The organism is Paenibacillus sp. 2RAB27, assembly GCF_052115445.1.
Lineage (GTDB): Bacteria > Bacillota > Bacilli > Paenibacillales > NBRC-103111 > Paenibacillus_E.
The window spans coordinates 15,020-40,023 of the sequence record NZ_JBFRGR010000034.1 but is presented as its reverse complement, the minus strand read 5'-3'; the positions used below and the strand labels follow the sequence as shown (position 1 = coordinate 40,023).

Sequence of the window (25,004 nt, the reverse complement as noted above, 5' to 3'; positions counted from 1 at the left end):
TCTATCATGGCAAAAAAGGTTATTAAAATCGTGAAGCTTCAAGTTCAAGCTGCGAAAGCAAATCCAGCACCACCGATCGGTCCAGCATTGGGTCAAGCAGGTGTGAACATCATGGCTTTCTGTAAAGAGTTTAACGCTCGTACTGCTGATCAAGTTGGTCTAATCATTCCAGTTGAAATCACAGTTTTCGAAGACCGTTCCTTTACATTCATCACTAAAACGCCTCCGGCTGCAGTTCTACTTCGCGTCGTTGCTGGTATCGAAAAAGGATCAGGCGAACCGAACAAGAAGAAAGTTGCAACTGTGAAACGCGCTAAAGTTCGCGAAATCGCTGAACAAAAAATGCCTGACCTAAATGCTGCATCCGTTGAGGCTGCAATGCGTATGGTTGAAGGTACTGCTCGCAGCATGGGAATCACTATCGAAGATTAATTCCGCAAGGAATGCGACTGTGCAAGCTCGAAGCCTGCAGAAGTGTTTTCTACGAAAACATGGAGGTCGCTCGGTGGGAGGATTATCCGCTAATACCACTAAGGAGGATAAATATTATGCCTAAACACGGTAAAAAATACCGCGAAGTAGCTCAGCTTGTTAATGCTGAAACTTTGTATGATCCGTCAGAAGCAATCGAGCTTGTTAAGAAAACAGCTCCTGCTAAATTCGATGAAACTGTAGATGTTGCAGTTCGTCTGGGTGTAGACCCAAGAAAACAAGATCAGGCTGTTCGTGGTGTTGTTGTACTTCCACACGGTACTGGTAAAACAAAACGCGTTCTCGTATTTGCAAAAGGCGAGAAAGCAAAAGAGGCTGAAGCAGCTGGTGCAGATTTTGTTGGTGATGCAGACATGATCAACAAAATTCAACAAGGTTGGTTCGAATTCGATGTTTGCGTAGCTACTCCGGACATGATGAGCGAAGTTGGTAAACTGGGTCGTATCCTCGGGGGTAAAGGTTTAATGCCAAACCCTAAAGCAGGAACAGTTACTTTCGACGTTACCAAAGCTGTTCAAGAGATCAAAGCTGGTAAAATCGAATACCGTCTTGATAAAGCAGGCCAAATTCATGCTCCACTTGGTAAAGTATCTTTCGATGCAGACAAGTTGAACGAAAACTTCAAAGCATTGGTTGATGCACTAGTTCGTGCGAAACCAGCAGCGGCTAAAGGTGTTTACCTTAAGAACATTGCTGTATCCTCGACAATGGGTCCAAGCGTACGTGTGAACCTGTCATCCTTCAGATAAGTAAAAGCTACCAGTTGACTTCGGTTGCTGGGCGTGATACTCTATCAAAGGTCCTAAAAATGAATATGCAAACCGTAGACAGTAGGTGCTGAAGAGCTTAATTTCCTACCGAGGTGTTATGATATATATAACGATTTCTTTGTACATCAGGGAAAAAGTGAACACATCATGCCTTCGTAGCGTCTACGAAGGCATTTCTTATTCATAGATAAGAAATGCTAATGCTCCTACTGTTTGCGATCTTGAAAGATAAATGCATAAGAAGTGAGGTGTACTATGGCAAACGCGAAAATTCTTGCAGAGAAAGAACAAGCAGTAGCTGAAGTAACTGAGAAGTTTAAAGCTAGCGCTTCTACAATCATAGCGGACTACCGCGGTTTGAACGTAGCTCAAGTAACACAGCTACGCAAAAGCTTGCGCGAAGCTGGTATTGAATTCGTAGTTCTCAAGAACTCGTTGGCGAGACGCGCATCGGCGAATGCTGAACTAAGCGCATTGGATGAGTACCTAACAGGTCCAACTGCTATTGCTTTCAGCAAAGACGATCTAGTTGCTCCAGCGAAAATTTTGACTGAATTTGCGAAAAAGAATGATAAATTGAGCGTAAAAGGTGGCGTGGTCGAAGGCCGCGTAGTTGGATACGATCAAATCAAAGCACTTGCAGAACTTCCATCCAGAGATGGTCTTCTCTCCATGTTGCTTAGCGTTCTTCAAGCTCCAGTTCGTAACTTTGCTCTTGCTGTTAAAGCAGTTGCAGAGAAAAAAGAAGCTGAAGGTCAAGCTTAATTTTAATGCACTACCTGTTTTACAAACAAAAAAACTAATTTATTAATGATAATGGAGGTTTAACCATGAGCACAAATGCAACGATCCTAGAAGCAATCAAAGGCATGACAATCTTGGAATTGAACGACCTGGTTAAAGCAATTGAAGAAGAGTTTGGCGTAACAGCAGCAGCTCCAGTAGCAGCAGGCGGCGGCGCAGCAGTAGCAGTTGAAGAAGCTCAAACTGAGTTTGACGTTATCTTGACAAGCGCTGGCGCTTCCAAAATCAACGTAATTAAAGTAGTTCGTGAAATCACTGGTCTTGGCTTGAAAGAAGCTAAAGACTTGGTTGACGGAGCTCCAAAAGCAGTTAAAGAAAAAGTTAGCCAAGAAGAAGCAGACGCTGTTAGAGCTAAGCTTACTGAAGCTGGCGCTTCCGTAGAAGTTAAGTAATTTCTTTTTCTTAGGAAACCTCTTGAAGCTTGACTTCAAGAGGTTTTTTTCAACATTTAAGCGATATGGTTTCACAGGATATGAGCGGCGTTGCCGTTTATTGTGCCTAAGTTTTTACCCTTAGGAAAGCCTTAGGAACGCACGTGGTTATTGGATTTTCCTATAGGTAGAAAAGGAGGGAATTCAAACGTGTCAGAGCATTACTACACACAAAAGCCGACCGTAAAGAGCGATGTCCATACAACGCAGGAAATTCTTCGTGGTAAGACATATACGTTTTTGACAGATGCGGGTGTGTTTTCTAAAAAAGGTGTCGATTATGGAAGTAAGCATTTAATAGAAACAATGGTACTATCGGAAGATGCTAGTGTTCTCGATGTGGGCTGTGGCTACGGGCCGATGGGGCTGAGTGCAGCAATCATGTGTCCGAAAGGACAGGTGACAATGGTCGACATTAATGAAAGAGCAGTTGAACTTTCGGTAGAAAACGCGCGGCGAAATGGTATTACCAATGTCACTATTCTACAGAGCGATCTGTTGGAAAAAGTGAAGGACAAGAAGTTTGATGCTGTTCTAACCAATCCGCCAATTCGTGCGGGGAAAGAAACGGTTCACAAGATTTTCGTAGATGCTTACGATTGCTTGAAAGATGGAGGCTCATTGTGGGTTGTCATCCAGAAGAAGCAAGGGGCGCCATCGGCAGTGAAGAAGCTGGAAACCATGTATAGTGAAGTGGTGGAGGTTTCGAAAGACAAAGGCTACCGCATTCTGAAAGCGACGAAGTAAGTCTCTTGTGAATATACGTGGGAATTTGTTTGACTTGACATTTCAAATGTGATATTATTAAAAAATGTCAGTATTAAGATGGGACACATGTCTTTAGTTAGTAAAAATGTCAAGTCTTTTTTTCAGTCTTTATGCATAGAATTTGAACCCACAACGTATAATGTTTGAATTTTGGGAAATTCTAACAGGATGGGAAGAAAATCTTGAAAAAGTTATTGAATACAGAAAAAAACCTTCATCCATACAGTCGCTTAATTCGGACGGGCTCCACTAACGGAGGCGTCCTGAGTGTACGTCGGTCGAAGTTTTTCTTCTTTCTTTTTATTTATTGAGTAGAGTTGAGGGGTGAATGAAAGTTGGCGGGACATCTTGTTCAATTTGGACGACGTAAACGCAGGACTTATGCACGAATTAATGAGGTTCTGGGCATTCCAAACCTGATTGAAATCCAGCAAAAATCCTATGAGTGGTTTTTGGAAGAGGGACTTCGTGAGATGTTTCAGGATATCTCCCCGATTCAGGATTTTACAGGGAACCTAGTACTGGAGTTCATTGACTATAGCTTAGGCGATCCTAAGTATTCCGTTGATGAGTCCAAAGAACGCGACGTAACGTATGCGGCGCCGTTAAGAGTCAAAGTCCGTTTGATTAATAAGGAAACCGGTGAGGTCAAGGAACAAGAAGTGTTCATGGGGGATTTCCCTATTATGACTGATACGGGAACGTTCATTATTAACGGTGCGGAGCGTGTAATCGTCTCCCAGCTCGTTCGTTCTCCCAGTGTTTATTATAGCACGAAAGTGGATAAAAACGGCAAAAAAACTTACACAGCTACAGTGATTCCTAACCGTGGGGCATGGCTGGAACTTGAGACAGATGCGAAAGATATCATCTACGTTCGTATTGATCGCACGCGTAAAATTCCAGTTACCGTATTGCTTCGTTCATTAGGATTTGGTACGGATGCTGAGATTCTAGATTTACTTGGCGATAACGAATATATTCGTAACACGCTAGATAAAGATAACACGGATTCTACGGAAAAAGCGTTAATCGAAATCTATGAGCGTCTTCGTCCAGGTGAGCCGCCTACGCTTGATAATGCAAGAAGCTTGATCGTTGCTCGTTTCTTTGATCCGAAGCGTTATGATTTGGCTAACGTAGGTCGCTACAAAATCAATAAAAAATTACACATCAAAAACCGCTTATTCAATCAACGTTTGGCTGAAACTTTGGTAGATTCCGAAACGGGAGAAATCATTGCTGAAGCTGGTCAGTTATTGGATCGTCGTGTGTTAGATGAAATCCTACCTTTTATTGAAAAAGGTGCAGGATATAAAGAGTTTACAATTCCTAAAGGTGTAACTGGCGCGGATACAATTCCTGTCCAGTGCATTAATGTTTACTCACCAACAGAAGAAGGCAAGGTAGTTAAGGTTATTTCTAACGGTGTTATTGATAAAGCTGTCAAAAACATCACGCCTGCCGATATCATCTCTTCCATTAACTACTTTATTAACTTACTTCATGGTATTGGAAATACAGATGATATTGACCATCTTGGTAACCGTAGACTTCGTTCTGTAGGTGAATTGCTTCAAAACCAATTCCGTATCGGTCTTTCCCGTATGGAGCGTGTTGTTCGTGAGCGTATGTCGATTCAAGACGCTAACGTGATCACGCCGCAAGCGTTGATCAATATTCGTCCTGTTATCGCGTCGATTAAAGAGTTCTTTGGTAGTTCCCAGCTTTCTCAGTTTATGGACCAAACGAACCCACTTGCTGAATTGACGCATAAGAGACGTCTGTCTGCACTCGGACCCGGCGGTTTGACGAGAGAGCGCGCAGGGATGGAAGTTCGTGACGTGCATCACTCTCACTATGGCCGTATGTGTCCAATTGAGACGCCTGAGGGACCGAACATTGGTTTGATCAACTCCTTGTCTACATTTGCTCGCATTAATGAGTATGGCTTCATTGAAGCTCCATACCGTTGGGTAGATCCGAAGACTGGTTTGGTTACGGATCAAATCGCTTACCTGACAGCAGATGAAGAAGATAACTACGTTATCGCGCAAGCGAATGCGAAATTGACGGAAGAAAACAAATTCGTCGAAGATGCGATTATCGTTCGTTACAAAGATGACAACTTAACACTTCCGGTTGAACGTGTCGACTACATGGACGTTTCTCCGAAACAGGTTGTTTCTGTCGCAACAGCGTTAATCCCGTTCCTTGAAAATGATGACTCCAACCGTGCGTTAATGGGTTCCAACATGCAGCGTCAAGCTGTTCCGCTTCTTATCCCTAAAGCTCCGCTTGTAGGTACAGGAATGGAGCACAAGGTTGCTAAGGACTCTGGAGTATGTATTGTCTCCAAATTTGATGGAATTATTGAGAAAGCTGCTGCGAATGAAATTTGGTTGCGTCGCCAAGAAATGGTTGATGGCAAGCTAGTTAGTGGCAACATCGTGAAATATAAGCTTCACAAATTTATGCGTTCTAACCAAGGTACTTGCATTAATCAACGTCCGATTGTTAAAAAAGGTCAATTGATTAAAGCCGGCGATATTCTTGCTGATGGACCATCCACTGAACAAGGCGAATTGGCACTTGGTCGTAACGTAGTCGTAGCTTTCATGACTTGGGAAGGTTACAACTATGAGGATGCGATTTTGCTTAGCCAAAAGCTTGTTAAGGAAGATGTGTATACCTCCATTCATATTGAGGAATACGAGTCTGAAGCTCGTGATACGAAGCTTGGACCTGAAGAAATTACTCGCGACATCCCGAACGTAGGGGAAGACGCACTTAAGAATCTTGATGAGCGCGGAATCATCCGTGTCGGTGCTGAAATTGGCGCTGGCGATATCCTCGTTGGTAAAGTAACACCGAAGGGTGTAACTGAGCTGACGGCGGAAGAAAGATTGCTGCACGCGATCTTCGGTGAGAAGGCTCGTGAGGTTCGTGACACGTCCCTGCGCGTACCGCATGGTACAGATGGTATTGTTGTTGATGTGAAAGTATTTACGCGTGAGAATGGCGATGAGCTGCCTCCAGGAGTAAACCAACTCGTTCGTGTCTATATCGCTCAAAAACGGAAAATTTCCGAAGGCGACAAAATGGCGGGGCGTCATGGTAACAAAGGGGTAGTAGCACGTATTCTCCCTGAAGAAGATATGCCATTCCTTCCAGATGGTACGCCGGTTGAAGTCGTTCTGAATCCACTAGGGGTTCCTTCCCGGATGAACATCGGTCAAGTACTTGAAGTTCACTTAGGTATGGCTTCCAAGTATTTGGGTATTCACGCTGCAACGCCGGTATTTGATGGAGCGCGTGAGTATGACGTATTCGATGCCATGGAAGAAGCAGGTATGCAACGTAGCGGTAAAACGATTCTGTACGATGGTCGTACAGGGGAGTCCTTTGAACGTGAAGTAACCGTTGGCGTTATGTACATGATCAAACTGGCACACATGGTTGACGATAAAATCCATGCCCGTTCCACTGGTCCTTACTCCCTTGTTACTCAGCAGCCGCTGGGTGGTAAAGCGCAGTTCGGTGGACAACGTTTCGGGGAGATGGAGGTATGGGCACTCGAGGCTTATGGAGCTGCTTATACATTGCAAGAAATTCTTACCGTTAAGTCAGATGACGTTGTGGGCCGTGTGAAAACGTACGAATCCATTGTCAAAGGCGAGAACGTTCCAGAACCAGGCGTTCCGGAATCCTTCAAAGTTTTGATCAAAGAGCTTCAAAGTTTGGGTATGGATGTTAAGATCCTATCTGGCGACGAAGAAGAGATCGAAATGCGCGAAGCTGATGATGACGACGAAGTGACGAGCGATAAATTAAACCTAAACATTGAGGGCTCCGAGCTTGGGGTCAACGAATAGTAACACCACATTAGAACGAGAACGATTCACTGTAAAGTGGGTTTAAATTTCTTAAAGGAGGGTTGCTCCTTGATGGACGTTAACAACTTCGAGTTTATGAAAATCGGCTTGGCATCACCCGATAAAATTCGCTCTTGGTCCCGTGGGGAAGTAAAGAAGCCGGAAACGATTAACTACAGAACCTTAAAACCTGAGAAAGAAGGTCTTTTCTGTGAAAAGATCTTCGGACCTACGAAAGATTGGGAATGTCATTGCGGTAAGTACAAACGCGTTCGTTATAAAGGCGTCGTTTGTGACCGCTGTGGCGTTGAAGTAACCCGTCAAAAAGTACGTCGTGAACGCATGGGTCACATTGAACTTGCTGCTCCTGTTTCACATATTTGGTATTTCAAAGGGATTCCTAGCCGTATGGGTCTTGCACTAGATATGTCTCCAAGATCTTTGGAAGAAATCATCTACTTCGCATCCTACGTAGTAACGGATCCAGGTGATACGCCACTTGAGAAGAAGCAACTATTGTCTGAGAAAGAATACCGTAGCTATCGTGAGAAATACGGCTATGCTTTCCAAGCAGGCATGGGTGCGGAAGCTGTCAAAAAGCTTCTTATCGATATTGATATCGAACGCGAAGTAGACACGCTCAAAGAAGAACTCAAAACTGCACAAGGTCAACGTCGTAACCGTGCGATTAAGCGTTTGGAAGTTATGGAAGCATTCCGTAACTCGAAAAACTTGCCTGGTTGGATGGTACTGGATGTACTGCCAGTTATCCCTCCTGAGCTTCGCCCGATGGTACAGCTTGATGGTGGTCGTTTTGCGACATCCGATTTGAATGATCTCTATCGTCGTGTTATCAACCGTAACAACCGTCTAAAGAGATTGCTCGACCTAGGCGCACCGGATATCATTGTTCAAAATGAGAAACGGATGCTTCAAGAAGCGGTTGATGCATTGATCGATAACGGTCGTCGCGGCCGTCCAGTAACAGGTCCGGGTAACCGTCCTTTGAAATCCCTCAGCCATATGCTGAAAGGTAAACAAGGTCGTTTCCGGCAGAACTTGCTCGGTAAACGTGTTGACTACTCTGGTCGTTCCGTTATCGTAGTAGGACCTAACCTGAAGATGTACCAATGTGGTCTTCCGAAGGAAATGGCGCTTGAATTGTTCAAGCCTTTCGTTATGAAAGAGCTTGTGAATAAAGGTTTGGCACATAACATCAAGAGTGCGAAGCGTAAAGTTGAGCGCGTAAGTCCAGATGTTTGGGATGTTCTTGAAGAAGTCATTAAGGAGCACCCGGTTCTTCTGAACCGTGCACCAACGTTGCATAGATTGGGTATTCAAGCTTTTGAACCGATTCTGGTTGAAGGCCGCGCTATTAAACTTCACCCGCTTGTATGTACAGCTTACAACGCTGACTTCGACGGTGACCAAATGGCCGTTCACGTTCCTTTGTCCTCAGAAGCACAAGCTGAAGCTCGCTTGCTCATGTTAGCATCGGGTAACATTTTGAATCCGAAAGACGGTAAGCCGGTTGTTACACCTTCACAGGATATGGTTCTGGGAAGTTTCTACTTAACGACGGATAACAAATTCGCTAAAGGTGCTGGTTCGATCATTAGAACCGTTCATGAAGCAGTTTCTTCCTACCAATCGGGTAAAATGGCACTGCATGCACGTGTAGCTATCCCTGCGAAAGCATTGAACAAAACAAGTTTCACAGAGAAACAACAAAACGCTATGTTAATCACAACGATCGGTAAAATCATTATGAATGAAATCTATCCAGCTGATTTCCCATTCATCAATGAGCCGACCAAAACGAACCTCTTGAATGGTATTCCAGATGCGCATTTCGTATTTGAAAAAGGTGCAGATCTGAAAGCTATCATGTTGGAACGTGATGAGAACAAAGCGGTAGGTAAAGAATATTTAGGATCGATTATTGCTGAGTGTTTCCGTAAGTATCACACAACGCAAACATCGATGATTCTTGATAAAATTAAAGAGCTTGGATTTACGTATTCAACAAAAGCCGGTATTACCGTAGCTGTCTCTGACGTTGTAGTTCCAACCGAAAAAGTAGCAATCCTTAAGGAATGTGAAGAGAAAGTACGCGTAGTTACGAACCAATACCGTCGTGGTTTGATTACGGATGAAGAGCGTTATGACCGCGTTATTGCGATCTGGAGTAAGGCGAAGGATGAAATCACTGAGATTCTGATGAAATCCCTAGATAAATACAACTCTATTTCCATGATGGTTGAATCCAAGGCACGKGGTAACAAATCACAGATTACACAGCTTGGCGGTATGCGTGGTTTGATGGCGAATCCATCCGGTAAAATTATGGAGTTGCCGATTAAATCGAACTTCCGTGAAGGTCTGACAATCTTAGAATACTTTATTTCTACACACGGAGCGCGTAAAGGTCTTGCCGATACAGCACTTCGTACAGCGGATTCCGGTTACTTGACTCGTCGTCTCGTTGACGTAGCACAAGATGTTATCGTTCGTGAAGATGATTGTGGAACAGATAAAGGCTTTATGGTTAGCAAAATTCAAGATGGTAAAGAGGTTATTGAGGATCTTTACGATCGTATTGAAGGGCGCTACGCTTATGAAACGCTTCGTCATCCACAAACAGGTGAAGTCATCGTACAACGTAATGAGCTTATTGAATCTGGCATTGCAGATCGTATTATTGAAGCTGGTATCGAGAAACTTCAAATTCGTTCTGTACTTAGCTGCCGCACCAATCATGGTGTTTGTAAGAAATGTTATGGTCGTAACTTGGCTACTGGTCAATTCGTTGAGGTTGGTGAGGCAGTTGGTATTATTGCCGCGCAATCCATTGGTGAGCCAGGAACACAGTTGACGATGCGTACGTTCCATACCGGTGGTGTTGCCGGAGACGATATTACACAAGGTTTGCCGCGTATTCAAGAGCTCTTTGAAGCACGTAATCCGAAAGGTCAAGCGATCATTTCCGAAATCGACGGTGTCGTTAAGGAGATTCGTGAAGCTAAGGATCGTCGTGAAATCGAAGTTCAAGGTGAAGCGGAATCCAAAGTATATGCAGTTCCTTACGGATCTCGTGTACGTGTTTCGTTGAATCAACAAGTTGAAGCTGGTGACGAGCTTACGGACGGATCTATCGATCCGAAAGAAATGCTTCGCATCAAAGGTATTCGCGGCGTTCAGAACTATATTCTTCAAGAAGTACAACGTGTATATCGTAACCAAGGGGTAGAAATTAACGATAAACATATTGAAGTTATGGTTCGTCAAATGTTACGTAAAATCCGCATCGTAGACGCGGGTGATACAACGCTTCTACCTGGTTCCTTCGTTGATATTCATGAGTATGAAGCAGCTAATAAAGTTGCTTTGTTCGCTGGCACAGAGCCTGCGGTTGCTCGTCCAATCTTGCTCGGTATCACTAAAGCTTCCCTTGAAACGGATTCCTTCTTATCAGCGGCGTCTTTCCAAGAGACTACACGTGTCTTGACGGATGCAGCGATTAAGGGGAAAGTCGACCAATTGTTAGGTTTGAAAGAGAATGTTATCATCGGTAAACTGATCCCTGCGGGAACAGGTATGCCAAGATACCGTAATATTCGAATCACGAACCCGAACGAGGTTGTCGTTTTAGATGAAGATTTGGAAAAAGAAACAGTTGCTGTTGAGTAATTAAATATAGAGAAAGAGGTAGCCACTTGATTAGGGGTGCGCTATCTCTTTTTATTTAAACGAAAAGGCCATCGGCTTAGTAGAATTACTTAAACTAACCCTTGACACTACTCAATCAAAATGATAATATATCGAAGTGTGCCTAAGTCGATATTCTTTCCTTTCTTTGAAGGGGGTGCCTAATGTCTTATGAAATAGTCAAACAGGCGAAGAATAAATGTGTAGGCACGAAGAAGGTTACAAAAACAGTCGAGCAAGGTAAGGCGATAGAAGTTTTTGTTTCTAAAGATGCAGATCCGCGATTGACGATAAATCTGGTAGCTCTCTGTACGCAGATGGGTGTGCCTGTAACCTACGTAGATTCTATGAAGATGCTAGGTAAAGCGTGTGGAATTGAAGTTGGAGCTGCGGTAGCAGCTGTTGTAAATGAATAAGTGCTAAAGGCGTTTTTGTTAGTGGAAGAAGTTTGTGTAAGTTTTCGTGACTTTGACAGCTCTCCATAACAAAGACTTTCTCTTTGCTCATTTATGACTCGCCTGGATCTGTGGGCTTGCAAGAAGCACATCATGTTATGAATGTAGGGAGGAGGTGGCGATATGCCAACAATTAACCAACTAGTACGTAAAGGTCGTCAAGCGAAGGTGGATAAGTCCAAATCACCAGCTTTACAAAAAGGTTTTAACGCTTTGAAAAGAGAAGCAACGGATTTGAGCGCTCCTCAAAAACGTGGTGTCTGCACGCGTGTAGGTACTATGACTCCTAAGAAGCCTAACTCCGCACTTCGTAAATACGCACGTGTTCGTTTAACGAACCGCGTAGAGGTGACAGCTTATATCCCAGGTATCGGTCACAACCTGCAAGAACACAGTGTTGTATTGATCCGTGGTGGTAGAATTAAAGATCTTCCAGGGGTACGTTATCACATCGTACGTGGAGCTCTAGATACTTCCGGTGTTAACAACCGTAAGCAATCCCGTTCCAAATACGGTACGAAACGTCCGAAAGTTAAAAAATAAGAGATAATAATCAGGAATGATTCTTATAAGAAAGGGGGATAACTATGCCTCGTAAAGGTCCAGTTACTCGCAGAGACGTATTGCCAGATCMTATTTATAATAGCAAACTAGTTACTCGTCTTATCAACCGTATTATGGTTGATGGAAAAAGAGGGGTAGCACAAACGATTCTATACAACGCTTTTAACCTCGTGAAAGATCGTACAGGTAAAGAGCCGATGGAAGTGTTTGAAGCTGCTATCAAAAACATTATGCCAGTACTAGAAGTTAAAGCTCGCCGTGTTGGTGGAGCAAACTATCAAGTGCCTATCGAAGTTAGACCTGACCGTCGTTCGACATTAGGTTTGCGTTGGTTGGTTAACTATTCCCGTCTTCGCGGTGAGAAGACGATGGAAGAAAGATTGGCTTATGAAATTATCGATGCTAGCAATAGCACTGGTTCTTCCGTTAAGAAACGTGAAGATACACACAAAATGGCTGAAGCTAACAAAGCTTTCGCTCACTACCGTTGGTAGAATTCTAAAACAATTACTAGAAAGGAGGCATAACGACCTATGGCTAGAGAGTACTCCTTGAATAATACACGTAATATCGGGATCATGGCTCATATCGATGCTGGTAAAACAACTACTACTGAGCGTATCTTGTTCTATACAGGCCGTGTTCATAAAATCGGTGAAGTCCACGAAGGTGGAGCGACGATGGACTGGATGGAACAAGAGCAAGAGCGCGGAATCACAATTACTTCCGCCGCTACGACTGCTCACTGGGAAGGACACCGTATCAACGTCATCGATACCCCGGGACACGTTGACTTTACCGTTGAGGTAGAGCGTTCCCTCCGTGTGTTAGATGGAGCAGTTGGTGTATTTAGTGCGAAAGAGGGCGTTGAGCCTCAATCGGAAACAGTTTGGAGACAAGCTGATAAATACAATGTTCCTCGTATTGCTTACGTAAACAAAATGGATATCATCGGTGCAGACTTCTTGCAAGTTGTTGAATCCATGCGTTTGAAACTGGGTGCAAATGCGGTTGCTATTCAACTTCCAATCGGTGCTGAGAATGAATTCAAAGGCATCATCGATTTAGTTGAAGAAGTTGCGTATATGTACAAAGACGATCTTGGTAAGGATATCGAGAAAATCGAAATCCCTGCTGAGTACAAAGATAAAGTCGCAGAATTAAGATTGGAACTGATCGAGAAAGTTGCTGAGCTTGATGAAGAGCTAACAATGAAATATCTCGAAGGTGAAGAGCTTACTGTTGATGAAATCAAAGGAGCTTTGCGTAAAGGTGTCTGCGAAGTGAAAATCTTCCCAGTTATCTGTGGATCTTCTTATAGAAACAAAGGTGTTCAATTGATGTTGGATGCAGTTATTAACTACTTGCCATCCCCACTTGATGTGCCTGATATTAAAGGTGTTCTTGACGATGGTACTGAAGTGGTTCGTAAGTCTGCTGATGATCAACCTTTCTCAGCGCTTGCATTCAAAATCATGACAGATCCTTTCGTTGGTCGTCTTACCTTCTTCCGCGTTTACTCTGGTACCTTGAACTCCGGATCCTATGTTGTTAACGCAACTAAAGGCAAACGTGAGCGTGTGGGTCGTATTCTGCAAATGCATGCGAACGCACGTCAAGAAATCAGTATTGTATACTCTGGTGATATTGCCGCTGCTGTTGGATTGAAAGATACAACGACAGGTGATACACTTTGTGATGAGAAGAACCCAGTTATTCTTGAGAGAATGGTCTTCCCTGAACCGGTTATCCAGCTTGCTGTTGAGCCGAAAACGAAAGCCGACCAAGATAAAATGGGTATCGCATTGCAAAAACTTGCTGAAGAAGATCCTACTTTCCGTGCTTCCACAGACGAAGAAACTGGACAAACGATCATCGCAGGTATGGGTGAGCTTCACCTTGAGATCCTAGTTGACCGTATGCTTCGTGAGTTCAAAGTAGAAACCAATGTTGGTAAACCACAAGTTGCTTACCGTGAAACATTCCGTGCGGCAGCTAAGGTTGAAGGTAAATTCGTTCGTCAATCCGGTGGTCGTGGTCAATACGGACATTGTTGGGTTGAGTTCGAACCGCAAGAAGCTGGCGTAGGTTTTGTCTTCGAAAACAAAGTTGTGGGTGGAGCTATTCCTAGAGAGTACATTGCACCTATTCAAGCTGGTATCGAAGAGTCCATGAAGAACGGTGTAATCGCAGGATTCCCGCTTGTGGATATCAAAGCTACAGTTGTTGATGGATCTTACCATGATGTTGACTCCAATGAAATGGCGTTCAAAATCGCAGGTTCCATGGCACTTAAAGCAGCGAAAGATAAATGTAAACCGGTTCTTCTTGAGCCAATCATGAAGGTAGAAGTTACTGTACCTGAAGAGTACATGGGCGATGTTATGGGTGACCTTAACTCCCGTCGTGGACGTATCGAAGGTATGGATAGCCGTCATGGAGCACAAGTCATTCGTGCTAAGGTGCCTTTGTCCGAAATGTTTGGATATTCCACAACACTTCGTTCAAGAACACAAGGCCGTGGCGTTTACTCTATGGAACTTTCGCATTATGAAGAAGTACCTAAGTCCATTGCAGAAGAAATTATTGCAAAAGGCAAAGGCGCTTAATATAAAAATATTAGTTACTCTAAGGAGGAATCGTTTAAAATGGCAAAGGCTAAATTTGAACGTAACAAACCGCATGTTAACATCGGAACTATTGGTCACGTCGATCATGGTAAAACAACTTTGACAGCTGCTATCACAACAGTATTGTCCAAAAGATACGGTGGAGCTGCAGTAGCATTCGACCAAATCGATAAAGCACCAGAAGAGCGCGAGCGCGGTATCACAATCTCCACAGCTCACGTTGAGTACGAAACTCCTAACCGTCACTACGCACACGTAGACTGCCCAGGACATGCTGACTATGTTAAAAACATGATCACTGGTGCTGCTCAAATGGACGGCGCTATCCTAGTTGTTTCCGCAGCTGATGGCCCTATGCCACAAACGCGTGAGCACATTCTTCTTTCCCGTCAAGTAGGCGTACCATACATCGTGGTATTCCTTAACAAATGTGACATGGTTGAAGACGAAGAGTTGCTTGAATTGGTTGAGATGGAAGTTCGCGACCTTCTTAACGAATATGAGTTCCCAGGCGATGATACTCCAATCATCCGTGGAGCAGCTCGTGAAGCTCTTCAAAACCCAGATGGTCCTTGGGCTGACAAAATCATCGAGTTGTTCGAGCAAGTTGATACTTACATCCCAACTCCTGAGCGTCAAACAGACAAACCTTTCCTTATGCCAGTTGAGGATGTATTCTCAATCACTGGTCGTGGAACAGTTGCAACTGGTCGTGTTGAGCGTGGTACTGTTAAAGTACAAGAAGAAGTTGAAATCGTTGGTATCGCTGAAGAAACTCGTAAATGCATCGTAACTGGTGTAGAGATGTTCCGTAAATTGCTTGATTCCGCTCAAGCTGGTGACAACATTGGAGCATTGCTTCGTGGTGTTGATCGTAAAGATATCGAGCGTGGACAAGTTCTTGCGAAACCGGGTTCAGTTAAACCACACACGAACTTCACAGCACAAATCTACGTTCTAACTAAAGAAGAGGGTGGCCGTCATAAGCCTTTCTTCACTGGTTACCGTCCTCAGTTCTACTTCCGTACAACTGACGTAACGGGTATCATCTCCCTTCCAGAAGGTACTGAGATGGTTATGCCAGGTGATAACATCACAGTTACTGTAGAACTAATCAACCCAATCGCAATCGAAGAAGGAACACGCTTCGCGATTCGTGAAGGCGGACGTACAGTTGGTGCGGGCGCGGTTGCTACAATTCAAAAATAATCTCTCTTTGAGAGATCGAAACATCCATCGATTAATCGATGGATGTTTTTTTATATTATCTGCCGCGGGAATCATCATATTTACTTTTAGAGCGGTATTGGAAACAGAATGCAGTAGTTAATATGTTTTACTTCTATTATAATAAAGAAACTGTTTGAGTAACGCGCAACGGACGTTGAATTTAGAAGCTAAATACACGTTGAAATAAATATGTGTGTTTGCCTAAAATTTCACTTGCTTTTCGTTTTATAATTTTATATAATATTAAACGTTGGTCTGTGACGTTGCGATGATGCGAAAGGTTGCCGACACACCAGGCCCCTTTGCCATGGGGATGGTTGTTGGAGAATTTTCGCGGAGTATGTCCGATAATAAATTGGGCGATAGAAGGAGGGACTTTTAAATGGCAAAGCAAAAAATTCGTATCCGTTTGAAGGCTTATGATCACAGAATTATTGATCAATCAGCTGAGAAAATCGTGGAAACTGCCAAGCGTTCCGGTGCAGGTGTATCCGGTCCGATTCCGCTTCCGACAGAGAAGCAAATCATCACGATTCTTCGTGCGGTGCACAAGTACAAGGATTCGCGTGAGCAATTCGAAATGCGTACGCATAAGCGTCTAATCGATATTGTGAATCCAACACCACAAACAGTTGATGCTCTAATGCGTCTAGACTTACCGTCTGGCGTTGACATCGAGATCAAACTGTAAAACAACTATAGAGTTAACAATGGAAGGAAATGAGGTGTCAACGATGAAAGGTATCTTAGGGAAAAAACTTGGGATGACACAGTTGTTTACTCCGGAGGGTAATGTTGTTCCGGTAACTGTCATTCAAGCAGGACCATGTGTGGTACTGCAAAAGAAAGATGTGGATAACGATGGTTATGAGTCGATCCAAATCGGTTTTGATGATGTAAAAGCTAGCCGTATCATTAAACCAGAGCTTGGCCATGCGAAAAAAGCAGGGGCAACGCCTAAGCGCTACGTTAAAGAAATTCGTGGCATTCAGTTGGGTGACTATGAAGTTGGTCAAGAACTGAAAGCAGATCTGTTCGCAGAGGGCGAATTCGTTGATGTAACGGGTACTTCCAAAGGTAAAGGTTTCCAAGGTAACATCAAAAGACATAACCAATCCACTGGGCCAATGGCACACGGATCACGTTATCACCGCGGACCAGGTTCGATGGGTTCCATTCAAGCAAACCGCGTTCCTAAAGGTAAGAAATTGCCAGGACATATGGGTAACGAAACGGTAACATTGCAAAATCTTCAAATCATTAAAGTAGATGCTGAACGTAATGTATTGCTAGTTAAAGGTTCCATTCCAGGCCCTAAAAACAGCTACGTTAGCGTGAAGTCTGCTGTTAAAAAGTAAGAAAGGAGGAAGACAGATGCCAAAAGTAGCTTTATATAATGTAACAGGTGCTCAGGTAGGAGAAATTGAACTGTCTGACGTTGTTTTCGGAATTGAGCCTCACGTTCATGCGATTCACGAAGCTGTTCTTTTGCAACAAGCAGCTGTTCGTCAAGGAACTCACAAAACAAAAGGTCGTTCAGAAGTTCGCGGCGGTGGTCGTAAACCTTGGAAACAAAAAGGTACAGGTCGTGCGCGTCAAGGTAGTATTCGTGCTCCACAGTGGAAAGGCGGCGGTACCGTATTCGGACCAACTCCTCGTAGCTATGGTTTCAAATTGCCAAGAAAAGTTCGTCGCTTAGCGATCAAATCCRCTTTGTCCTCGAAACTTATCGATAACAACTTGATCGTTCTGGATCAACTTCAATTGAATGCTCCGAAAACGAAAGAATTCGTTGCTATTTTGAACAACCTGAAAGTAGATACAAAAGTACTAGTTGTAGGCGTTCCTAACGACTCCAATGTAGCATTATCTGCTCGCAATATCCCAGGTGTGAAATTTGTTGCTGCTGATGGAGTTAACGTTCTTGATGTCATGCTTTATGACAAATTGATCTTAACACAAGAGGCTGTACAGAAAGTTGAGGAGGTGCTTGCACAATGAAAAATCCACGCGACATTATCAAGCGCCCGATCATCACTGAGCGTACAAGCGACCTAATGGCTAACAAAAAGTATGTTTTCGAAGTGGATCTTCGCGCTAACAAAACAGAAATTAAACAAGCTATCGAAGCAATCTTCAAAGTGAAAGTTACAAATGTAAACACACTCAGAATGCCAGCTAAGCCTAAACGTTATGGCAAACACTCTGGTTACACTTCCATCTGGAAGAAAGCTATCGTGTCCCTAAGCGCTGAGAGCAAAGAATTGGAATTCTTCGAAACGGTATAACCCATTTCTTGAAGTAAGGAGGAAACAGAGTGCCAATTAAAAAATACAAACCAACCTCACCAGCTCGTCGTGCGATGTCGGTTTCTACATTTGAAGAAATCACAACATCAACACCCGAGAAATCATTGCTTGCTCCTTTGTTCAAGCATGCTGGTCGTAACAACCAAGGTAAAATTACGGTTCGTCACCACGGTGGTGGACATAAGCGTAAATACCGTATTATCGATTTCAAACGTACTAAAGATGGAATACCAGGACGCGTTGCTACAGTTGAGTACGATCCTAACCGTTCCGCGAACATCGCATTGATTCATTATGCTGATGGCGAGAAAAAATACATCATCGCTCCTAAAGGTCTTAAAGTGGATGATCGTATCGTTTCTGGACCACAAGCAGATATCAAAGTAGGTAACGCTCTTCCATTGGAAAACATTCCAGTTGGTACAGTTATCCACAACATTGAGTTGAAACCTGGTAAAGGTGCACAACTAGTGCGCGCAGCTGGTACTGAAGCTCAATTGCTTGGTAAAGAAGAATCATACGTTACAATTCGCCTTTCATCCGGTGAAGTTCGTAAAGTATTAAAAGTTTGCCGCGCAACAATCGGCTCTGTTGGTAACGAAGATCACGAACTCGTGAAAATCGGTAAAGCAGGACGTAATCGTTGGAAAGGCAATCGTCCTCAAGTTCGTGGGGTTGTTATGAACCCGAATGATCACCCACACGGTGGTGGTGAAGGACGCGCACCAATCGGACGTAAATCACCTATGTCTCCATGKGGTAAACCGACGCTTGGTTTCAAAACTCGTAAAAAAGGTAAAGCATCCGATAAATACATTGTACGTCGTCGTACGAAGTAATCACGATAAAATGAATCGAATAAATGTTTCAATTTATCACGGATATAGACATTCTCTTGAGGTTCAAGGAAGGGAGGAACACCCATGGGTCGCAGCTTAAAGAAGGGTCCATTTATCGATGGTCACTTACTGAAAAAAGTAGAAGACTTAAACACTTCTGGCAAGAAATTAGTTGTCAAAACGTGGTCCCGTCGTTCTACAATTTACCCGCAATTCGTTGGTCACACTTTCGGAGTATATGACGGAAGAAAACACGTGCCAGTATATGTAACGGAAGATATGGTTGGGCATAAGCTTGGTGAATTTGCTCCAACACGTACGTATAAAGGTCACGATGACGATAAGAAAACCGGAAAACGTTAATTCATTTTTAACCGAGAGGAGGTACTACCATGCAAGCTAAAGCAATATTGAACCACGCTCGGATTGCTCCTCGTAAAGCAAAGCTAGTTGTTGACTTGATTCGGGGAAAAGCGGTAGGTGAAGCGATCGCTATTTTGCGTCATACACCAAAAGCAGCTTCTCCAATTCTGGAGAAACTATTGAATTCCGCAATTGCCAATGCAGAGCATAACTATTCATTAGATCCAAACAAACTTGTTGTTTCCGAGACATTCGTAAATCAAGGGCCAACAATGAAAAGATTCCAACAACGTGCAATGGGCCGCGCTAGCGCGATCAAAAAACGTACCAGCCACATCACAATCGTGGTATCTGAAAAATAAGGAGGGGTAACGTGTGGGTCAGAAAGTACACCCGATAGGCTTTAGAATTGGTGTCATTCGTGATTGGGAGTCCAAATGGTTCGCAGAAAAAGATTTCGGAACTCTGCTGCTTGAAGACGTCAAAATCCGCGAATACTTAAAGAATAAACTTAAAGATTCTGCAGTTTCCCATATCGATATCGAGCGCGCGGCTAACCGTGTTAACGTAACGATTCATACTGCTAAACCAGGAATGGTTATTGGTAAAGGCGGAGCTGAAGTTGAAGTTATTCGTAACTACATCGCAGCTATGTCGAACAAAAAAGTTCATATCAACATTTCTGAAATCAAACACCCTGATCTTGATGCTATCCTAGTAGCTGAAGCAGTTGCACTTCAATTAGAGCGTCGCGTATCTTTCCGTCGTGCTATGAAGCAAGCAATGCAAAGAACTATGAGATCTGGAGCAAAAGGTATCAAAGTTGCAACTAGCGGACGTCTTGGCGGTGCTGAGATTGCTCGTACGGAAGGATATAGCGAAGGAACTGTTCCACTTCATACACTTCGTGCGGATATCGACTATGGTACGGCTGAAGCAGCCACTACTTATGGACGTATTGGTGTAAAAGTATGGATTTATCGTGGAGAAGTGCTTCCGACAGCTAAGAAAAAGGCTCAGCCGGAAGGAGGAAATTAAATCATGTTAGTACCTAAACGTGTAAAACACCGTAAAGAACACCGCGGTAACATGAAAGGTCGCGCTAAAGGCGGAACGGAAGTTGCTTTTGGCGAATATGGTCTGCAAGCGGTAGAACCGGCTTGGGTTTCCAACCGTCAAATCGAAGCAGCACGTATTGCCATGACACGTTACATCAAACGTGGCGGTAAAGTATGGATTAAAATTTTCCCAGCTAAACCAGTTACACAGAAGCCTCTTGAGGTTCGTATGGGTAGTGGTAAAGGTAGCGTGGAAAAATGGGTTGCCGTAGTAAAACCGGGCAAAATTTTGTTTGAACTAGCTGGTGTAAGTGAAGAGGTTGCTCGCGAAGCAATGCGTCTTGCTGCTCACAAGCTTCCAATCAAAACGAAGTTCGTGAAAAGAGAAGAAGTAGGCGGTGAAGCAAATGAAGGGTAGTGAATTCCGGAACTTAACCACTGCTGAAATCGAGCAAAAAGTTAATGGTTTTAAAGAAGAACTCTTTAACCTCCGTTTTCAACTAGCTACTGGTCAATTGGACAACCCGACTCAGATTCGTGATTTGCGTAAAGAGATCGCTCGTGCCAAGACTATTTTGCGTGAAAGAGAACTGGGTATTGGGTAACCAAATCTAGAAGGGAGTGTTCCTTAGATGACTGAACGTAACGATCGTAAAGTTCTGATCGGTAAGGTTGTCAGTGATAAAATGGATAAAACCATTGTTGTTGCTGTTGAAACTTACAAAAAGCATGAACTCTACCACAAAAGAATTAAATCTACAAAAAAATTCAAAGCACATGATGAAAACAACCAAGCTAAGATTGGTGACACTGTGAAAATCAGTGAAACTAGACCGTTGTCCAAAGATAAAAGCTGGAGACTGGTTGAAATTCTTGAAGTGGCAGTTGTTATCTAATATTCTAGATATGAACCCCGAAAGGAGGGAATACGATGATTCAACCATTTACTCGTTTGGCTGTCGCTGACAACTCAGGTGCGAAACAATTAATGTGTATCCGCGTTTTGGGTGGTACTGGTCGTCGCGTTGGTCACATTGGTGATTTGATCGTATGTTCAGTAAAAGAAGCAACACCAGGTGGCGTTGTCAAAAAAGGTGACGTTGTTAAAGCAGTTATCGTTCGTACGAAGAGCGGTGCTCGCCGTAAAGACGGTTCATATATCTCATTTGATGAGAATGCAGCTGTTATCGTGAAAGAAGATAAGAGCCCACGTGGTACTCGTATCTTCGGACCAGTTGCTCGCGAACTTCGCGATAGAGACTTCATGAAGATCGTATCCTTGGCTCCAGAAGTTATCTAAGACGTGTTACGATGTTGTTTTCCATTGTGGAGAACCCCAGGAGGTGTAGAAGCTAATGCCAAGACTTAAAAAGAGACTAGAATCTCATAACAATAAATTGCACGTGAAAAAAGACGATACTGTTTTCGTTATCACTGGCAAAGACAAAGGTAAGAAAGGCCGCGTTATCGCAGCTTACCCTCGTCAAAATCGTGTTCTTGTTGAAGGTGTAAACATGGTTAAGAAACATGCGAAACCATCCCAACTTAACCCACAAGGCGGTATCTTGAATCAAGAAGCTGCGATCCACGTTTCTAACGTGATGCTAATTGATCCTAAGAGCGGCAAACCTACTCGCGTAGGATACAAAGTATTAGATAACGGAACGAAAGTTCGTATCGCGAAAAAATCCGGCGAAGTTATCGACTAATACACACATGTATGGAAAGGAGGAAACTAAGTCATGGCAGTAAGATTGAAAGATCGTTACTTGAACGAGATTACACCAGCATTAATTCAAAAGTTCAACTACACTACAGTTATGCAAGTACCGAAAATTGAGAAAGTTGTAATCAACATGGGTGTTGGTGAAGCTGTTTCAAACTCGAAAGTTCTTGACACTGCAGTAGAAGATCTTCAAAAGATCTCCGGTCAAAAACCAGTTGTAACTAAATCCAAAAAAGCAATCGCGGGTTTCAAACTTCGTGAAAACATGCCGATCGGTGCGAAAGTAACTCTTCGTGGCGAGCGTATGTACCACTTCTTGGATAAATTATTTAACGTATCACTTCCACGTGTACGTGACTTCCGTGGTATTTCCAACAAAGCATTTGATGGTCGCGGTAACTACACGCTTGGTTTGAAAGAACAACTCATTTTCCCTGAAATTGAGTATGATAAAATCGATAAAGTTCGTGGTATGGATATTGTTATCGTAACGACGGCTAAGTCCGACGAGGAAGCTCGCGAGCTTTTAACACAACTCGGAGCGCCTTTCGTAAAATAGGTTACCAGTTGTACCTATCAGGAGGTGTTATATTAAGTGGCAAAAACTTCGATGAAAGTCAAACAGCAACGTACCCCGAAGTTTAAAGTGCAAGCATACACACGTTGTGAGCGCTGCGGACGTCCGCATTCAGTGCTTCGCAAGTTCAAAATTTGTCGGATTTGTTTCCGCGAATTAGCACACTTGGGTCAGATTCCAGGCGTGAAAAAAGCAAGCTGGTAATCACCCTATTTTCGGGAAGGAGGTTTACACAAAATGGTCATGTCAGATCCAATTGCAGATATGCTAACACGCATTCGTAATGCGAACATCGTACGTCATGAGACAGTTGAAATCCCAGCTTCAAAAGTGAAGAGGGAAATCGCTGAAATCCTTAAAAAAGAAGGATTTATCCGTGATGCTGAGTACGTTCAAGATAGCAAACAAGGTATCATTCGTTTGTTCCTGAAATATGGTTCAAACAATGAGCGTGTTATCTCTGGTTTGAAAAGAATTTCGAAACCAGGTCTACGCGTTTATACAAAATCACAAGAAGTCCCTCGTGTTCTGGGCGGATTAGGGATTGCCATCATCTCCACGTCTCAAGGAGTTATGACGGATAAAGATGCTCGTCAATCCAAAGCTGGCGGAGAGGTTATCTGCTACGTTTGGTAATACAATTGTAATTGAATGGAGGTGCAAACATGTCTCGTATTGGTCGTAAGCCAATCACCATTCCAAGTGGTGTAAATGTAACACTAGACAATACTCAAATCACGGTTAGTGGACCTAAAGGTTCCTTGTCCCGTGTACTTCATACGGATATGAAAGTTAATGTTCTAGAAAACGAGATTTCCGTTGAGCGTCCTTCCGATAACAAACTCCACCGTTCCCTGCATGGTACAACACGTAGTGTTGTTGCCAACATGGTAAGTGGTGTTACGGAAGGTTTCACGAAATCTTTGGATCTAGTAGGCGTTGGTTACCGTGCAAACAAAAGCGGTGACAAATTGGTTCTTAACGTTGGGTACTCCCATCCAGTTGAAATCAACCCTGAAAACGGCATTGAGTTCGATGTTCCAACGAACACGAAAATCATCGTTAAAGGTATTGATAAAGAGCTAGTTGGCGCTATGGCAGCAAAAGTTCGTTCCGTACGTGAACCAGAACCGTATAAAGGTAAAGGTATCAAGTATGAAGGCGAACGCATTCTTCGTAAAGAAGGTAAAGCTGGTAAGAAGAAATAAGATCGAAAGATCGCGGGTAATAGCTAAGAGTTTTCTGATGAAAACTTGCTACGTAAGCATAAGCCTCGCATCATAAGATGATGAAAGGAGTGTAAGTATAGATGATTACTAAAAGCGATAAAAATAAAGCTCGTCTGAAAAGACACCTTCGTGTTCGTAAGAAAATTGAAGGAACAACTCTTCGCCCACGTTTGAACATCTTCCGTTCATCCAAACATATGTATGCTCAATTAATCGATGATACAACTGGTGTAACAATCGTTGCAGCTTCGACTCAAGATAAAGAGCTTAAAAGTGAAATTGGTAACGGTGGTAACGTTGAAGCTGCTCGTAAAGTTGGCGCATTAATCGCAGCACGTGCGAAAGAAAAAGGTTTAGACAAAGTGGTTTTTGACCGCGGTGGATACCTTTATCATGGACGTGTTCAAGCATTGGCTGACGCAGCTCGTGAAGCTGGTCTTGAATTCTAGAAATACATTAATAAGGAGGTAAAAGACTTGCGTGTAGATCCTAATACTTTAGAGCTAACAGAAAAAGTCGTAAATATTAATCGCGTAGCTAAAGTAGTAAAAGGCGGACGTCGTTTCAGCTTCAGCGCACTTGTTGTCGTTGGCGATGGCAATGGCTGGGTTGGTGCAGGAATCGGTAAAGCTTCCGAAGTTCCAGATGCAATCCGTAAAGGTATTGAAGATGCGAAAAAGAACTTGATTCATGTTCCTATCGTAGGCACTTCGATTCCTCACCTTGTTACTGGTAAATTTGGCGCGGGACGCGTTCTATTGAAACCAGCATCCCAAGGTACAGGAGTTATCGCAGGCGGACCAGTTCGTGCAGTACTTGAACTTGCTGGTGTAGGCGATATCTTGACAAAATCCCTAGGTTCATCGAACTCCATGAACATGGTTAACGCAACGCTTGAAGGCTTAAGCCGCTTGAAAAAAGCGGAAGAAGTTGCAAAGCTTCGCGGTAAAACTGTTCAAGAGCTATTAGGTTAGGAGGGGTATACATGGCTAAACAATTACAAGTTACCCTAAAACGCAGCTTGATCGGCCGCCCTGAAACGCAACGCATTACTGTGAAAACACTTGGTCTTCGTAAGATTAACCAAACTGTTCTTCACCAAGATAATGCTGCAATCAGAGGAATGGTTAACCAAGTAAGCCATTTGGTAGAAGTTAAAGAAATCGAAGCATAGAA

At 43.4% G+C, this 25,004-nt stretch carries 32 protein-coding genes and 1 other annotated feature; all 32 genes read left to right on the top strand.

Going from position 1 to position 25,004, the window contains the following annotated elements; translation table 11 throughout:
- The first annotated feature begins 6 nt into the window (after nt 1-6).
- The 32 genes from rplK to rpmD all read left to right on the top strand — a co-directional run bounded on the left by rplK (nt 7) and on the right by rpmD (nt 25,002).
- On the top strand, nt 7-432 hold the full coding sequence (gene rplK, locus AB4114_RS29435; RefSeq protein ID WP_029196472.1) for a 50S ribosomal protein L11: 426 nt from the start codon (nt 7-9) through the stop codon (nt 430-432).
- A gap of 116 nt (nt 433-548) precedes the next feature.
- Nucleotides 549-1,241: a 50S ribosomal protein L1 gene (rplA, locus tag AB4114_RS29430; RefSeq protein WP_028557507.1), complete on the top strand. Its 693-nt coding sequence runs from the start codon at nt 549-551 to the stop codon at nt 1,239-1,241.
- Nucleotides 1,242-1,295: 54 nt separating this feature from the next.
- Nucleotides 1,296-1,449 (top strand) — a sequence feature (ribosomal protein L10 leader region).
- Between the two features lie 68 nt (nt 1,450-1,517).
- Nucleotides 1,518-2,027, top strand: coding sequence for a 50S ribosomal protein L10 (gene rplJ / locus AB4114_RS29425; protein ID WP_068661872.1), 510 nt, complete (start codon nt 1,518-1,520; stop codon nt 2,025-2,027).
- Nucleotides 2,028-2,092: 65 nt separating this feature from the next.
- On the top strand, nt 2,093-2,458 hold the full coding sequence (gene rplL, locus AB4114_RS29420) for a 50S ribosomal protein L7/L12 (protein ID WP_441991601.1): 366 nt from the start codon (nt 2,093-2,095) through the stop codon (nt 2,456-2,458).
- 189 nt (nt 2,459-2,647) lie between these two features.
- Nucleotides 2,648-3,244: a class I SAM-dependent methyltransferase gene (locus AB4114_RS29415; RefSeq protein ID WP_441991600.1), complete on the top strand. Its 597-nt coding sequence runs from the start codon at nt 2,648-2,650 to the stop codon at nt 3,242-3,244.
- A gap of 356 nt (nt 3,245-3,600) precedes the next feature.
- On the top strand, nt 3,601-7,140 hold the full coding sequence (gene rpoB, locus AB4114_RS29410; protein ID WP_056618311.1) for a DNA-directed RNA polymerase subunit beta: 3,540 nt from the start codon (nt 3,601-3,603) through the stop codon (nt 7,138-7,140).
- A gap of 69 nt (nt 7,141-7,209) precedes the next feature.
- On the top strand, nt 7,210-10,830 hold the full coding sequence (gene rpoC, locus AB4114_RS29405; protein ID WP_056618310.1) for a DNA-directed RNA polymerase subunit beta': 3,621 nt from the start codon (nt 7,210-7,212) through the stop codon (nt 10,828-10,830).
- 182 nt (nt 10,831-11,012) lie between these two features.
- Nucleotides 11,013-11,264, top strand: a complete 252-nt coding sequence (locus AB4114_RS29400) for a ribosomal L7Ae/L30e/S12e/Gadd45 family protein (protein ID WP_441991599.1) — start codon at nt 11,013-11,015, stop codon at nt 11,262-11,264.
- Between the two features lie 162 nt (nt 11,265-11,426).
- Nucleotides 11,427-11,846, top strand: coding sequence for a 30S ribosomal protein S12 (gene rpsL, locus AB4114_RS29395; RefSeq protein WP_028557500.1), 420 nt, complete (start codon nt 11,427-11,429; stop codon nt 11,844-11,846).
- A 44-nt stretch (nt 11,847-11,890) separates the two neighbouring features.
- Complete coding sequence (gene rpsG / locus AB4114_RS29390; protein ID WP_441991598.1) at nt 11,891-12,361, top strand: 30S ribosomal protein S7; 471 nt, start codon at nt 11,891-11,893, stop codon at nt 12,359-12,361.
- A gap of 39 nt (nt 12,362-12,400) precedes the next feature.
- Nucleotides 12,401-14,476 (top strand): elongation factor G, encoded by a 2,076-nt coding sequence (gene fusA / locus AB4114_RS29385; RefSeq protein WP_441991597.1) that lies wholly within the window; start codon nt 12,401-12,403, stop codon nt 14,474-14,476.
- A 39-nt stretch (nt 14,477-14,515) separates the two neighbouring features.
- Nucleotides 14,516-15,706 (top strand): elongation factor Tu, encoded by a 1,191-nt coding sequence (gene tuf / locus AB4114_RS29380; protein ID WP_028557497.1) that lies wholly within the window; start codon nt 14,516-14,518, stop codon nt 15,704-15,706.
- 403 nt (nt 15,707-16,109) lie between these two features.
- Nucleotides 16,110-16,418 carry a 30S ribosomal protein S10 gene (gene rpsJ / locus AB4114_RS29375; RefSeq protein WP_028557496.1) on the top strand — a complete coding sequence of 103 codons (309 nt, stop codon included), beginning with the start codon at nt 16,110-16,112 and terminating at the stop codon, nt 16,416-16,418.
- A 43-nt stretch (nt 16,419-16,461) separates the two neighbouring features.
- Entirely contained in the window at nt 16,462-17,085 is a 624-nt protein-coding gene (gene rplC, locus AB4114_RS29370) for a 50S ribosomal protein L3 (protein WP_056618299.1), read from the top strand.
- 16 nt (nt 17,086-17,101) lie between these two features.
- Complete coding sequence (gene rplD, locus AB4114_RS29365) at nt 17,102-17,728, top strand: 50S ribosomal protein L4 (protein ID WP_441991596.1); 627 nt, start codon at nt 17,102-17,104, stop codon at nt 17,726-17,728.
- Nucleotides 17,725-18,015 carry a 50S ribosomal protein L23 gene (gene rplW / locus AB4114_RS29360; RefSeq protein WP_056618288.1) on the top strand — a complete coding sequence of 97 codons (291 nt, stop codon included), beginning with the start codon at nt 17,725-17,727 and terminating at the stop codon, nt 18,013-18,015. Before rplD ends, rplW begins: the two co-directional genes overlap by 4 nt.
- A 29-nt stretch (nt 18,016-18,044) precedes the next feature.
- Entirely contained in the window at nt 18,045-18,875 is an 831-nt protein-coding gene (gene rplB / locus AB4114_RS29355; protein ID WP_441991595.1) for a 50S ribosomal protein L2, read from the top strand.
- Nucleotides 18,876-18,959: 84 nt separating this feature from the next.
- Nucleotides 18,960-19,238 carry a 30S ribosomal protein S19 gene (rpsS, locus tag AB4114_RS29350; protein ID WP_028557491.1) on the top strand — a complete coding sequence of 93 codons (279 nt, stop codon included), beginning with the start codon at nt 18,960-18,962 and terminating at the stop codon, nt 19,236-19,238.
- A 29-nt stretch (nt 19,239-19,267) separates the two neighbouring features.
- Nucleotides 19,268-19,600 carry a 50S ribosomal protein L22 gene (gene rplV, locus AB4114_RS29345; RefSeq protein WP_028557490.1) on the top strand — a complete coding sequence of 111 codons (333 nt, stop codon included), beginning with the start codon at nt 19,268-19,270 and terminating at the stop codon, nt 19,598-19,600.
- Nucleotides 19,601-19,613: 13 nt separating this feature from the next.
- Nucleotides 19,614-20,276, top strand: a complete 663-nt coding sequence (gene rpsC / locus AB4114_RS29340) for a 30S ribosomal protein S3 (protein ID WP_028557489.1) — start codon at nt 19,614-19,616, stop codon at nt 20,274-20,276.
- Between the two features lie 3 nt (nt 20,277-20,279).
- Nucleotides 20,280-20,714 carry a 50S ribosomal protein L16 gene (rplP, locus tag AB4114_RS29335; protein ID WP_028557488.1) on the top strand — a complete coding sequence of 145 codons (435 nt, stop codon included), beginning with the start codon at nt 20,280-20,282 and terminating at the stop codon, nt 20,712-20,714.
- On the top strand, nt 20,704-20,901 hold the full coding sequence (rpmC, locus tag AB4114_RS29330; RefSeq protein ID WP_028557487.1) for a 50S ribosomal protein L29: 198 nt from the start codon (nt 20,704-20,706) through the stop codon (nt 20,899-20,901). Before rplP ends, rpmC begins: the two co-directional genes overlap by 11 nt.
- Before the next feature lie 27 nt (nt 20,902-20,928).
- Nucleotides 20,929-21,192: a 30S ribosomal protein S17 gene (rpsQ, locus tag AB4114_RS29325; RefSeq protein WP_028557486.1), complete on the top strand. Its 264-nt coding sequence runs from the start codon at nt 20,929-20,931 to the stop codon at nt 21,190-21,192.
- A gap of 35 nt (nt 21,193-21,227) precedes the next feature.
- Nucleotides 21,228-21,596, top strand: coding sequence for a 50S ribosomal protein L14 (gene rplN, locus AB4114_RS29320; protein WP_028557485.1), 369 nt, complete (start codon nt 21,228-21,230; stop codon nt 21,594-21,596).
- A gap of 55 nt (nt 21,597-21,651) precedes the next feature.
- Nucleotides 21,652-22,005, top strand: coding sequence for a 50S ribosomal protein L24 (gene rplX / locus AB4114_RS29315; protein WP_081787661.1), 354 nt, complete (start codon nt 21,652-21,654; stop codon nt 22,003-22,005).
- A gap of 33 nt (nt 22,006-22,038) precedes the next feature.
- On the top strand, nt 22,039-22,581 hold the full coding sequence (rplE, locus tag AB4114_RS29310; protein ID WP_056618284.1) for a 50S ribosomal protein L5: 543 nt from the start codon (nt 22,039-22,041) through the stop codon (nt 22,579-22,581).
- A 36-nt stretch (nt 22,582-22,617) separates the two neighbouring features.
- Complete coding sequence (locus AB4114_RS29305) at nt 22,618-22,803, top strand: type Z 30S ribosomal protein S14 (protein ID WP_028557482.1); 186 nt, start codon at nt 22,618-22,620, stop codon at nt 22,801-22,803.
- Between the two features lie 33 nt (nt 22,804-22,836).
- On the top strand, nt 22,837-23,235 hold the full coding sequence (gene rpsH / locus AB4114_RS29300; protein WP_028557481.1) for a 30S ribosomal protein S8: 399 nt from the start codon (nt 22,837-22,839) through the stop codon (nt 23,233-23,235).
- Between the two features lie 29 nt (nt 23,236-23,264).
- Nucleotides 23,265-23,807: a 50S ribosomal protein L6 gene (gene rplF, locus AB4114_RS29295; RefSeq protein ID WP_028557480.1), complete on the top strand. Its 543-nt coding sequence runs from the start codon at nt 23,265-23,267 to the stop codon at nt 23,805-23,807.
- A gap of 101 nt (nt 23,808-23,908) precedes the next feature.
- Nucleotides 23,909-24,277 carry a 50S ribosomal protein L18 gene (gene rplR / locus AB4114_RS29290; RefSeq protein ID WP_056618280.1) on the top strand — a complete coding sequence of 123 codons (369 nt, stop codon included), beginning with the start codon at nt 23,909-23,911 and terminating at the stop codon, nt 24,275-24,277.
- Nucleotides 24,278-24,304: 27 nt separating this feature from the next.
- On the top strand, nt 24,305-24,802 hold the full coding sequence (gene rpsE, locus AB4114_RS29285) for a 30S ribosomal protein S5 (protein WP_056618277.1): 498 nt from the start codon (nt 24,305-24,307) through the stop codon (nt 24,800-24,802).
- 11 nt (nt 24,803-24,813) lie between these two features.
- Complete coding sequence (gene rpmD / locus AB4114_RS29280; protein WP_056618272.1) at nt 24,814-25,002, top strand: 50S ribosomal protein L30; 189 nt, start codon at nt 24,814-24,816, stop codon at nt 25,000-25,002.
- The last annotated feature ends 2 nt before the right edge of the window (nt 25,003-25,004 follow it).